The organism is Roseateles sp. GW821-FHT09G09 (assembly GCF_059415965.1).
Genome location: NZ_JBWKOG010000002.1, coordinates 71,100 through 82,782, shown reverse-complemented (window position 1 = coordinate 82,782; position 11,683 = coordinate 71,100). Strand labels below are relative to the sequence as shown.

The following is an 11,683-nucleotide window of genomic DNA, read 5'->3' as shown; positions in this document are numbered from 1 at the left end:
GCCCACTGAGATGAGCGGCTTCCATGCGAGAATCCGCCGCTTTCGCGGACAGGCCGCCCTGCGGCCGGTTCACGCGGGCTCTCCGTAGTTCAATGGATAGAACGGCCGCCTCCTAAGCGGCAAATACAGGTTCGATTCCTGTCGGAGGGACCAACGCCCGGCGTCGGTCCCGGCGCGCCCGGTGCCGCAACGGCGCTGGCGCTACCGCTTCAGCACGATCGTCACCAGCGCCGACGCGTCCACCACGCCGGTCACCGCGTGCACCACGCCCCCTTCCAGATAACACAGCTGCCCCGCGCGCAAGGCATGGCGCTGCTCCGCGCCGTCGCGCTGGACGCTCAGCTCGAGTTCGCCTTCCAGGCAGTGCAGCGTGATCTCGCCGTCGACCTTGTGCGACGGCAGCGACTTGCCCTTGGGCAGGACGACGCGCATCACTTCCAGGCCTTCCGACTTGAACAGCGCCGAGGACGGCGTCGAGGTCAACGCGGCGCCCAGCGGCGCGACGTCGATGGGCTGGGCGGGGGCGGCATGCGGCAAGGCCATGGAACTGCTCCTGGTGGGCGGGCGACTGCGGCGCATCGGGGTCGCGCCGCGGCTGGCATCCCGTCGATCATGGCACCGACCGTGCCCGCCCGTCTCCGCGATCCGGCAACCCCCTGCCGGAAGTCATTCCACCGCCACGCGCCGTGGCCACGACGTGTCCGGCATGCGCGCGCAGGGCTTGCGATACGCGTAAATGCGGGGTAAACCGGCTTTTCATGCCGGGCCGGTTTTTTGCCGGACACATATACTGGGAACGCCTTTGTTCCGTCCCGCGCAATGGGGACGGACCATGCGGCGCCAAGCAGCCAGGCTGTACTGATTCAAGGTTTTTCATCATGGGCGCCAAACTGAAAGTCGCGGGCTGGGTCGCATTGGGTGCGATGGCCGGTGTCATGACGACGATGCAACTGCAGGCCAACGCCCGCAGCACCCCCAGCCCCCTTCCGCTCGAGGAACTGCAGCAGCTCGCCGCGGTCTTCGGGATCGTGAAGTCCGATTACGTCGAGTCCGTCGACGAGAAAAAGCTGATCAACGACGCCATCTCCGGCATGGTCAGCGGTCTGGACCCGCACTCCCAGTTCTTCGACAAGAAGAGCTTCAAGGAATTCCGCGAAAGCACCTCCGGCAAGTTCGTCGGCGTGGGCATCGAGATCGGCATGGAAGACGGCCTGGTCAAGATCGTCTCCCCGATCGAAGGCAGCCCCGCCTTCCGCGCCGGACTCAAGAGCGGCGACCTGATCAGCAAGATCGACGACACCGCGGTCCGCGGCCTCACGCTCGATCAGGCGGTCAAGAAGATGCGCGGCGAACCGGCCACCAAGGTCACGCTGTCGATCTTCCGCAAGTCGGAGAGCCGCACCTTCCCCGTCACGATCAGCCGCGAGGAAATCCGCGTCCAGAGCGTGCGCGCCAAGCTGGTCGAGCCGGGCTACGCCTGGGTCCGCGTGAGCCAGTTCCAGGACCGCACCGTCGAGGACTTCACCCAGAAGCTGGCGGATCTCTACAAGCAGGACCCGAAGATCAAGGGCGTCGTGCTGGACCTGCGCAACGACCCGGGCGGCCTGCTCGAGGGCGCGGTGGCGATCTCCGCGGCCTTCCTGCCCAAGGGCGTCGAGGTCGTGTCGACCAACGGCCAGCTCGCCGAATCCAAGGCGAGCTACCGCGCCGATCCGGACTTCTACGCCCGCCGCGGCTCCGGCGATCCGCTGCGCCGCCTGCCCGACGCGATCAAGAACGTGCCGATGGTGGTGCTGGTCAACGAGGGCTCCGCCTCGGCCAGCGAAATCGTCGCCGGCGCGCTGCAGGACCACAAGCGCGCGACCGTGATGGGCCTGCAGACCTTCGGCAAGGGCTCGGTGCAGACCGTGCGCCAGCTGGGCCCGGACACGGCGGTCAAGCTGACCACCGCCCGCTACTACACGCCGAGCGGCCGCTCCATCCAGGCCAAGGGCATCGTGCCGGACATCCCGCTGGACGAGACCGCGGAAGGCAACGTGTTCGCCGAACTGCGCATGCGCGAAGCCGACCTCGAGAAGCACCTGCACGGTTCGGACGAGAAGACGGAAGAAGCGCGTTCCAAGGAACTGGAGAAGATCCGCGAGGAGCGTCGCCAGAAGCTGGAAGCCGATTACGCCAAGCGCGCCGAAGCGCCGAAGCCGCTGCCCGAGTTCGGCAGCGCCGAGGACTTCCCGCTGCGCCAGGCGCTGAACCAGCTGCAAGGCAAGCCGGTCGCGGTCTCGAAGATCGCTCAGGAACGCAAGGCGGAAGCGAAGACCGAATAAGTCGCTTCAGGCTTTCAAAGACAAACGCCCGGTGCTTGCATCGGGCGTTTTGCTTGGTGGGTGCTGAGACGTCGGGTGGGGGGGCCGCTGGACTCCCTGAGGCCAAGCGCGGGCTCTCCACGACTCAGGGGGCGTCCCTCCGGGAACCCCCAGAGTCATTCCGGCCCCACCGAGACTCGTTGACGCCGGGCCTTTGACTGCGTCATGCGTGCAGGCGGAACTGCGCGACGACGTGCTGCAGGCTGCCCGCCTGCTCGCGCAGCGATTCGGAGGCGGCCGAGGATTCCTCGACCAGCGCCGCGTTCTGCTGGGTGACCTCGTCCAGGCGCTGCACGGCCTGGCCCACTTCCATCAGGCTGGTGCTCTGCTCCTGCGTGGCCGAGGAGATCTCCTGGATGATGTCCGTCACCCGCTGCACGGCGGACACGATCTCGCGCATCGTCTCGCCGGCGTCGCTGACCAGGCGTGACCCGGCATCGACGCGCTCGACACTGGCGCCGATCAACGTCTTGATCTCCTTGGCCGCCTCGGCGCTGCGCTGCGCCAGCGAACGGACCTCGCTCGCGACCACGGCGAAACCGCGCCCCTGCTCGCCCGCGCGGGCCGCCTCCACCGCCGCGTTCAGCGCCAGGATGTTGGTCTGGAAGGCGATGCCGTCGATCGTGCCGATGATGTCGGAGATCTTGCGCGAGGACCCATTGATCTGGTCCATCGTGCTGACCACCTCGGACACGACCACGCCACCGCGGTCGGCGACCTGGCTGGCGTTGAGCGCGAGCTGGCTGGCCTGGCGCGTGGCGTCGGCGTTCAGGCGCACCGTGTCGGTCAGCGCGTGCATGGTGGCGGAGGTCTCCTCCAGGCTCGACGCCATCTGCTCGGTCCGCGCCGACAGGTCGCTGCTGCCCGCGGCGACCTCGGCGCTGGACATCGCAATGCTCTCGGCGCTGGTGCGCACCGCCGACAGCGAGCGGCTCAAAGCCCCCTGCATCGCCGACAGGGCCTGGGCCAGCTGGCCCAGCTCATCGCGGCGCGAGGTGTCGATGTCGACGGTCAGGTCGCCCTCGGCGACACGCCGGGCGACGCTCACCATGTCGTTCAGCGGCCGGACGGTGCTGCGGGTCAGGTAGAACGCGAGCACGCCGCCGGCCGCCAGCGCGGCTACGATCAACACCGCCATCGTGGTGATCACGGCCTTGAAGGCGGTGCGAGATTCCTCGACGCTGGTCGCGGCGCCTTGCGTGTTGATGTCGGCCAGCTTCTGCACGGACTCGGTCAGCGCGGCGAAGGCCTGCTGGGATTCGCCGTTGACGGTGGACTGGTACTCGCCCCGGTTGCCCGCCTTGCGCGCGGCGATCAGCTTGTCCTGGACGCTGAGGAAGGCGGCGTACTTGCCCTTCGCGTCCTTCCACTGCGCGTCTTCCTCCGGCGAGGACACCAGCGCGTCATAGCGCTTGGCCAATTCCGGCAGGACCTTGTCGCGCAGCGTCTTGATGCGTTCCTGCTCCTGCTCGACCTCGAGGATCACGTCCTTGAGACACATCGCCATCTCGGCGCGGCGCAGTTCATTGAGCTGGCCGCGGATGTCGTTGGCCGTGTTGATCGAGGGGATCCAGTCGCCCCCCATCTCTTCCACGTTGCCCTGGATCACCTGCATCCGATTGATCGCGACCAGGCCCACCAGCACGGTGGCCAGCAAGACGGCCGCGAAACCCAGGGAGATGCGTACCCCGACGCGCAGATCCGAGACCTTCATGATTCGACGTCCTGTGATGAAGATGTTCGAAGCATGCTAGGCCTTCGCACGGATGGGCGAACCGCGAAACGGCGGCAAATGTGGCGGTTTATCCGCGATCCAGGGTTTGCCCGGCGCGGCGGTGTGACATCTGCGCGACCCTGCGGCCCTCCGTTCGCCGGGAGATGTCGGCTGGCGCCGACAGGTTCAGCGCTTGAGCCGGAACTCCGCCGCCTGCGCGTGCGCCTGCAGGCCTTCGCCGTAGGCGAGGGTCGCGGCGATCGGACCGAGCGCCTGGGCGCCGGCCTCGCTGACCTCGATCAGGCTGGAGCGCTTCTGGAAGTCGTAGACGCCCAGCGGCGAGGAGAAGCGCGCCGTGCCGGAAGTCGGCAGCACGTGGTTCGGGCCGGCGCAGTAGTCGCCCAGCGACTCGCTGGTATAGGCGCCGAGGAAGATCGCCCCCGCGTGGCGCAGCAGCGGCTCCCAACGGTGCGGATCGGCGCTGGAGACTTCCAGGTGTTCCGGCGCGATGCGGTTGCTGATCTCGCAGGCCTCTTCCATCGAGCGCGTCTGGATCAGCGCGCCCCGCCCTTCCAGCGACGCGCGGATCACGTCCCGGCGCGGCATGCCGGGCAGCAGGCGCTCGATGGCGTCGCGGACCTGGGCGATGTAGCCGGCGTCGGGGCACAGCAGGATGCTCTGCGCCATCTCGTCGTGCTCGGCCTGGCTGAACAGGTCCATCGCGACCCAGTCCGGCGGCGTCGTGCCGTCGGCCAGCACGAGGATCTCGCTCGGGCCCGCGATCATGTCGATGCCGACCTGGCCGAAGACGTTCTTCTTGGCGCTGGCGACGTAGGCGTTGCCCGGGCCGGTGATCTTGTCGACACGCGGCACCGTGGCCGTGCCGTAGGCCAGCGCGGCCACCGCCTGCGCGCCGCCTATCGTGAACGCACGGTGCACGCCGGCGACGTAGGCCGCGGCCAGCACCAGCGGGTTCTTCTCGCCGCGCGGCGTCGGCACGACCATGACGATCTCCGGCACGCCCGCGACCTGCGCCGGGATGGCGTTCATCAGCACGCTCGACGGATAGGCGGCCTTGCCGCCCGGCACGTAGATGCCGACGCGGTCCAGCGGCGTGACCTTCTGGCCCAGCAGCGTGCCGTCCTCGTCGCGGTAGCTCCAGCTCTCGCCGCAGGCCTGCTTCTGGCGCTCGTGGTAGCTGCGCACGCGCGCCGCGGCCTGCGTCAGCGCCTTCGCCTGCTCGACGGGCAGGCCATCGAAGGCAGCCTTCAGTTCCTCGCGGGTCAGTTCGAGCGACGCGAGCGAGCCGGCTTGCAGGCCGTCGAAGCGCGCGGTGTAGTCGAGCACCGCTGCGTCGCCCCGGGCGCGCACGTCGGCCAGGATCTCGGCGACGCGCGTCTCGATCGCGGCGTCGGTCTCGGCCGACCAGTGCAGCACGCGCTGGAACTGGGTCTCGAAGTCGGCGTCGGCGGTGTTGAGGGTGCGAAGGGACGTCGTCATGTCAGTACTCCAGGGGCGCTGGCGGCCACGGTTCAGGCGGCGGGTCAGGCAGGGACCCAGGCAAGGACCCGGGCAGAGGGTCAGGCAGCAGGGATGGCCGAAGCGATCGCGTCGATCAGCGGCTTGAGCGCCTCGCGCTTGAGCTTGAGCGCCGCCTGGTTGACGACCAGCCGCGAGGAGATGTCCATGATCCGTTCGACCTCGACCAGGCGGTTCGCCTTCAAGGTGCTGCCGGTGGAGACCAGGTCGACGATCGCATCGGCCAGCCCCGTCAGCGGCGCCAGCTCCATCGAGCCGTAAAGCTTGATCAGGTCCACGTGCACGCCCTTGTCGGCGAAATGCTGGCGCGCGATGGTCGTGTACTTGGTCGCCACGCGCAGCCGCGAGCCCTGGCGGACGGCGTTGTCGTAGTCGAAGTCGTCACGCACCGCGACGCTCATGCGGCACTGCGCGATGCGCAGGTCCAGCGGCTGGTACAGGCCCGCGCCGCCATGCTCGATCAACACGTCGCGGCCGGCCACGCCGATGTCGGCGCCGCCGTACTCGACATAGGTCGGCACGTCGGTCGCGCGCACGAGCACGACACGGACTTGGGCCTGGTTGGTCGGGAGGATCAGCTTGCGGGAGCTGTCCGGGTCCTCGAGCACCTGGATGCCGGCGGCGGCCAGCAGCGGCAGGGTCTCTTCGAAGATGCGGCCCTTGGAAAGTGCCAGGGTGATCATGCGGGGTCCTCGGTGAACGCGCGCCTCCCGGATGTCTCGGGAAAGCGCCTCGGGCGGTGGCCTCGGGTGTTCAGGGGGACGGCAGCGGGTTCACCGGACGGGGACACACCGCCACCCGCCTGCAGGCCGGGTGGCTGTCAGTGATGGTGGTGCGCGGTGCCTTGCTGCGCGAATTCGTCGGGGGTCAGCGTCTTCATCGACAGCGCGTGGATCTGCTCGCGCATGCGATCGCCCAGCGCCTGGTACACGCGCTGGTGGCGCTTGATCCGGCTCAGGCCCTCGAACTCGGCCGACACGATCGTCGCGAAGAAATGGCGTCCGTCGCCCTCGACCTGGAGCTCGCTGCAAGCGAGTCCCTGGGCGATGTAGCTCTGGACTTCTGCGGGGGTCGGATCGGCCATGATGGAGCGGGATTCTACCCGGGTGCTTTCCGCACCCGGTTTCGTGCTTGGAGAGGCCGGGCTTGCACGGGCCGGCCAGGGACGGGTCAGTGACGGATCTTGTAGCCGCGGCGCAGCAGCTCCAGCGCGATGGCCGCGACCGCCGCGAACGCGACGGCGACGACACCCAGGCTGACCCACGGCGAGACGTCGCTGACGCCGAAGAAGCCGTGGCGGAAACCGTCGATCATGTAGAAGAACGGGTTCAGGTGGCTGACGCCCTGCCAGAACGGCGGCAGCGAGTGCACCGAGTAGAAGACGCCCGACAGGAAGGTCATCGGCATGACGATGAAATTCTGGAAGGCGGCCATCTGGTCGAACTTCTCCGCCCACAGGCCGGCGATCAGGCCGAGCGATCCCATCAGCCCGGCGCCCAGGATGGCGAAGGCCAGCACCCACAGCGGGTTGGCCATGCCCGGCGGCGCGAACCAGACGGTGGCGATGAACACACCCGCCCCCACCATCAGGCCGCGCAGGATGGACGCGCCGGCATAGGCCAGGAACCAGGCCCAGTGGGACAGCGGCGTGACCAGCAGGAACACCAGGTTGCCGGTGATCTTGCTCTGGATCAGCGAGGAGCTGCTGTTGGCGAAGGCGTTCTGCAGCACGCTCATCATCACCAGGCCGGGGATGAGGAAGCTGGTGTAGCCGACGGTGCCGTAGACCTTGACGTGGTCCTCCAGCACGTGGCCGAAGACCAGCAGGTACAGCACGGCGGTCAGCACCGGAGCGCCGACGGTCTGGAAGCCGACCTTCCAGAAGCGCAGCACTTCCTTGTAGAAGAGCGTGCGCGCTCCTTCGAGGCGGATGGGGAAGTGGCTGGCGCTCATGTGTGCTCCCTCTGCTTCGCAGGTCCCTCCAGGAGGGACGCAGCACGCCCTTCGGGCGGCCGTGCGGACGTGCTCATGGGCGGTTCCCCTGCATGATTTCGATGAAGACGTCCTCGAGGTCGGCGCGGCCGATCTCCAGGTCTTCGATGGGGACGGCGGCTTCGCGCAGCGTGCCGAGGATCTGTTCGACCTCGGCGGCGTCGTGCGCGGTGAGCTGGACGATGCGGCCCGTGATGCGGGCACGCTCGGACAGGGCCAGCGGCAGCGCCGAGTCGGTCTTGAACTGCAGCATCGTGGACGCGGTGCCCGCCAGCAGTTCCGACGTGCGGTTGAGCGCCACGATCCTGCCCTGCTTCAGCATCGCGATGCGGTGGCAGAGCGCCTCGGCCTCTTCCAGGTAGTGCGTGGTCAGCAGGACGGTGTGGCCTTCGCGGTTCAGACGCGCGATGAACTGCCACAGCGTCTGGCGCAGTTCGACGTCGACGCCGGCGGTGGGTTCGTCCAGCACGATGACCGGCGGGCGGTGCACCAGCGCTTGCGCGACCAGCACCCGGCGCTTCATGCCGCCCGAGAGCTGGCGCATGTTGTTGTGGGCCTTGTCGGCGAGGCCGAGGTGGAGCAGCAGCTCGTCGATCCAGTCGTCGTTGTTGCGCACGCCGAAGTAGCCGGACTGGATGCGCAGCGTCTCGCGCACGCTGAAGAAGGGGTCGAAGACCAGTTCCTGCGGGACGATGCCGAGCTTCTTGCGGGCCTCGGCGTAGTCGTCGACGACGTCATGGCCGAGCACCGAGACCTGTCCCCCGCTGGCGCGGGACAGGCCGGCGAGGATGCTGATCAGGCTGGTCTTGCCCGCGCCGTTGGGGCCCAGCAGGCCGAAGAATTCGCCGGGCTGGATGTCGAAGCTGACGCCGTCCAGCGCGCGGAACTGGCCGTCGCGGTAGGTCTTGCTGACATTGCTGAAACGCAGGGCGGGCGGACCGCCGGCCGGCACGGACATGGCGGCCGACTGTTGTGGGGGGCTTGCGGGCATGGGCGGCGATTGTAGGCAGCGGGCCTGTCCCGCGCCCGCCTGGGGTCATGACAGAATGCGCCCACCTCCCCCGCCGTCCACCCCTCAACGCCCCCGGGCCCATGGCCACCAAGAAGCCGCGCCGCACTGCCGAACGCATCCTCGAAGTCACGCTGGACCTGTTCAACCGCTTCGGCGAGCCGAACGTCTCCACCACGCTGATTTCGGCGGAGCTCGGCATCTCGCCCGGCAACCTGTACTACCACTACCCGGCCAAGGACGAGCTGATCAACGCGCTCTTCAACCGCTACGACAAGGCCTTGTCGGAGCTGCTGGGCGCGGTGGGCAACGTGCGCAACGTGGAGGACGCCTGGCTGTTCTTCCACATGCTGTTCGAGCTGATCTGGCAGCACCGCTTCTTGTACCGCGACCTCAACGACCTGCTGTCGAAGAACCGCAAGCTGGAGACGCACTTCCAGCACGTGCTGGAGCAGAAGACGCAGGCGATGGTGGGGCTGCTGGGCGGGCTGCAGGCCAGCGGCGCGCTGACGATGCAGGTCCGCGAGGCGGTGCCGACGGCCAACGCGATGGTGGTACTGCTGAGCTACTGGCTGAGCTACGAATACGTGCGCGACCCGCGCAACGCGCTCGAGCCCGAGCAGGCCGGCGAAGCGCTGATGCGCGGCGCCTTCCACGTGCTGGGACTGCTGCTGCCCTACCTGGAACCGACCTCGCGCGACCACCTGTTCCAACTGGCGGGGAAGTATCAGCCGCAGGCGGGCGCAAGCACGACCTGACCCCGACCGGCCGACGCGCTGAGCAACGCGCCGGCTAACACCGCGACCGGTCGCGGACCTCCGAAGAAACCCTGGATTCGTGCGAAGCCGGACCCCCTGGTCGCGGTTGGCGGCGAAAAACGACACCCTATAAATTAGGGATATCGCATCCACCGACATCAAGGGACCGATTCCATGAAGCGCATCCTGACCACCGCCGCCCTGCTGGCCCTGATCGCCCCGATGGCCCACGCCGCCACCGCCGAGAACGCCGACGCCAAGGCCCTGCGCGCCGAGTGCGCCACCCAGCACGCCGTGAAGTTCGAGCAGCCCGCCGCCACCAACGAGTACCGCTTCGTCTACAACCGCGGCGAGTACCGCGGCGAAGCCACCACCGGCCAGGCCGTCTCCTGCGGCCAGACCCAGTACGCCGAGTACCTGGCCAGCGCCGACCCGGTCCGCGTGATGTCCGCCTACCCGACCGCCGCGGGCCGCCCGCAACCGGCCAAGAAGGCCGCCAAGTAATCGGAGACCCGGCCCCGGCGCGCCGGGGTCAGTCCTTGACCTCCCACGGCAGCATCAGCGCAAGCGTGAGCAGTTGCTGGAACTCGGGCGCGAAGTGGGCCACGATGCGTTCCGGATCGGGACACAGGCCGGCGTCGGCGATCAGCCCGAACTGCACCTGACCGGCATAGGTCAGGATGCTGATGCCCAGGCTCATGTCGCCCGCCTGCGGCGCCCAGAACATCACCCGCTCGACGGCCGAGCCGCACAGCTGCAAGGCCTGCGCCGGCCCCGGCACGTTGGTCATCAGCGCGGTGGCCTTGCGCGACAGCGTCTTCAGCATCGCCCGCTGCGCGGCTTTCTCGACCGAACCCGAGGTCGCCATCAGGCCCATCGACAAGGCCGGCTGCAGGCTGTTCTTGAGCGCCTGCGTCTGCGCATGCACGGCGTAGAGCCGCTTGACCGGATTCGTGATGCCCACCGGCAGCGGCAGCGGCACCATGCCGAAGCGGTTGCCCAGTTGCCACGCCGTTTCCAGCGGGCGCAGGTTCACCGGCACCAGCGCGCGGATCTCCTGGCCCTCCGTGTCGTCGCCGTGGTCGCGCAGGTACAGCCCGAGGGCGCCGGCGACGCAGTTCAGCAGCACGTCGTTCACCGAGACGTTCATCGACTTGCCGACCGCCTTGACGGCGTCCAGCGGCAGCGGCGCGCCCCAGGCGACGCGCTTGGCGCGGCCGGCCTTGCCCTTGAGGCGGGTCTTCGCGTCGTCCGGCGCTTCGGTGAGCGCGGCGGCGTCCTTGAGGACCTGCTTGCCCAGACGCTCGGCCGGCGAGGCGTCCGGCTGCCCGGATCCGGCGTGCTCCTGGATCTCGCGAACGGTCCAGGCGTTGATCGGCTTGACCATCGCGTCGGCGAGCCATTCAGGCTCGGCATCGTCGACGGCGGCCTTCGCGCCCTTGCCCACCTTCCCGGCCTTGCCCGACTTCGTCGTCGGCAATGCCGCCGGCACCTCACCGCCGTCGGTGATCGACAGCAGCACCGCGATCAGCGCGATGCCGTCGGCGATGCAGTGATGCACGCGCGCGATGAGCGCGCTGCTGCCGTCGTAGTGCTCAATGAGGTGCAACTGCCAGAGCGGGCGCGACGGGTCAAGCGGCTCCGCGGCGAGATCGGCGAGGCGATCCTGCAACGCGCCCTCGAGCGGCCGGCCGCGACGACGATGCAGGGTCTCCGGGACGACGTGCCGCGTGATGTCCACCTCGGCATCCTCGACCCACCAGGCGCTGTCGCCGGCCTCGACGACGCGCTGCCTGAAGCGCGGGAAACGAAGCAGCCGTTCGGCGACGCGCGCGCGCAGGTCATCGAGCGACACGTGCGGTTTCAGCAGCAGCACGCCGTGGATGATCATCCGGTTGGCTTCGGTGTCCAGGCGCAGCCAGGCGGTGTCGACCTTGGACATCGCCTCGGCGCCCTTGGGCAGGCCGTCCGGCCGGTCGGCGCCCTTCGACCCCTTGACGCTCCCGTTGACGTGTCCATTCCCGGAAGCCTCGACCACCGTCTCTGCGGCGGGCGCACGCGTCGCGGGGGCGGCCTTCGACGACTTGGGCTTGGCGCTCCGCAGGGGGGACGGTCTGGACGCGGCGGGGGTGGGCAATGCGGTCTCCTGGACGGACGGGGCGAAGTGCGAAGCGAAGTGCGAAGCGGGGGGCGAATTGCGGGACGAAGCGAGGTACGGGGCGCTGAAGCCTGGATCATCCGCCATCTAGAGAGGCGGCCCCAGTCCGAACCTGGGGGTGGGATGGGTAACATCGCGGCCATCCGTCCC

At 68.6% G+C, this 11,683-nt stretch carries 11 protein-coding genes and 1 tRNA gene; 4 read left to right on the top strand and 8 right to left on the bottom strand.

Annotated features, from left to right (window positions below):
• Positions 1-78 precede the first annotated feature (78 nt).
• Positions 79-153: transfer RNA gene (locus tag AC07O8_RS05280), tRNA-Arg, on the top strand.
• A gap of 48 nt (positions 154-201) precedes the next feature.
• Here the strand turns inward: AC07O8_RS05280 and AC07O8_RS05275 are convergent.
• Positions 202-543, bottom strand: coding sequence for a cupin domain-containing protein (locus AC07O8_RS05275; RefSeq protein ID WP_495047044.1), 342 nt, complete (start codon positions 541-543; stop codon positions 202-204).
• Positions 544-878: 335 nt separating this feature from the next.
• Here AC07O8_RS05275 and AC07O8_RS05270 point away from each other — a divergent pair, with 335 nt between their 5' ends.
• Positions 879-2,324, top strand: coding sequence for a S41 family peptidase (locus tag AC07O8_RS05270; protein ID WP_495047043.1), 1,446 nt, complete (start codon positions 879-881; stop codon positions 2,322-2,324).
• A gap of 202 nt (positions 2,325-2,526) precedes the next feature.
• Here the strand turns inward: AC07O8_RS05270 and AC07O8_RS05265 are convergent, their stop codons facing one another.
• From AC07O8_RS05265 to AC07O8_RS05240, 6 genes are all read right to left on the bottom strand, one after another.
• Complete coding sequence (locus AC07O8_RS05265) at positions 2,527-4,077, bottom strand: methyl-accepting chemotaxis protein (protein WP_495047042.1); 1,551 nt, start codon at positions 4,075-4,077, stop codon at positions 2,527-2,529.
• A gap of 186 nt (positions 4,078-4,263) precedes the next feature.
• Positions 4,264-5,577 carry a histidinol dehydrogenase gene (gene hisD / locus AC07O8_RS05260; protein ID WP_495047041.1) on the bottom strand — a complete coding sequence of 438 codons (1,314 nt, stop codon included), beginning with the start codon at positions 5,575-5,577 and terminating at the stop codon, positions 4,264-4,266.
• A gap of 80 nt (positions 5,578-5,657) precedes the next feature.
• On the bottom strand, positions 5,658-6,299 hold the full coding sequence (gene hisG, locus AC07O8_RS05255; protein WP_297532269.1) for an ATP phosphoribosyltransferase: 642 nt from the start codon (positions 6,297-6,299) through the stop codon (positions 5,658-5,660).
• A gap of 137 nt (positions 6,300-6,436) precedes the next feature.
• On the bottom strand, positions 6,437-6,700 hold the full coding sequence (locus tag AC07O8_RS05250; RefSeq protein WP_088408428.1) for a BolA family protein: 264 nt from the start codon (positions 6,698-6,700) through the stop codon (positions 6,437-6,439).
• Between the two features lie 86 nt (positions 6,701-6,786).
• Entirely contained in the window at positions 6,787-7,569 is a 783-nt protein-coding gene (locus AC07O8_RS05245; protein ID WP_495047040.1) for an ABC transporter permease, read from the bottom strand.
• A 73-nt stretch (positions 7,570-7,642) separates the two neighbouring features.
• Positions 7,643-8,599, bottom strand: a complete 957-nt coding sequence (locus AC07O8_RS05240; protein WP_495047039.1) for an ABC transporter ATP-binding protein — start codon at positions 8,597-8,599, stop codon at positions 7,643-7,645.
• A 101-nt stretch (positions 8,600-8,700) separates the two neighbouring features.
• Between AC07O8_RS05240 and AC07O8_RS05235 the strand changes: the two genes are divergently transcribed.
• Entirely contained in the window at positions 8,701-9,375 is a 675-nt protein-coding gene (locus AC07O8_RS05235; protein WP_495047038.1) for a TetR/AcrR family transcriptional regulator, read from the top strand.
• Positions 9,376-9,549: 174 nt separating this feature from the next.
• Entirely contained in the window at positions 9,550-9,879 is a 330-nt protein-coding gene (locus AC07O8_RS05230) for a hypothetical protein (RefSeq protein ID WP_495047037.1), read from the top strand.
• A gap of 28 nt (positions 9,880-9,907) precedes the next feature.
• Here AC07O8_RS05230 and AC07O8_RS05225 read toward each other — a convergent pair whose 3' ends face one another.
• A complete protein-coding gene (locus AC07O8_RS05225) occupies positions 9,908-11,512 on the bottom strand; it encodes a wax ester/triacylglycerol synthase family O-acyltransferase (protein ID WP_495047036.1) in 1,605 nt (534 codons plus the stop codon).
• Positions 11,513-11,683 lie beyond the last annotated feature (171 nt).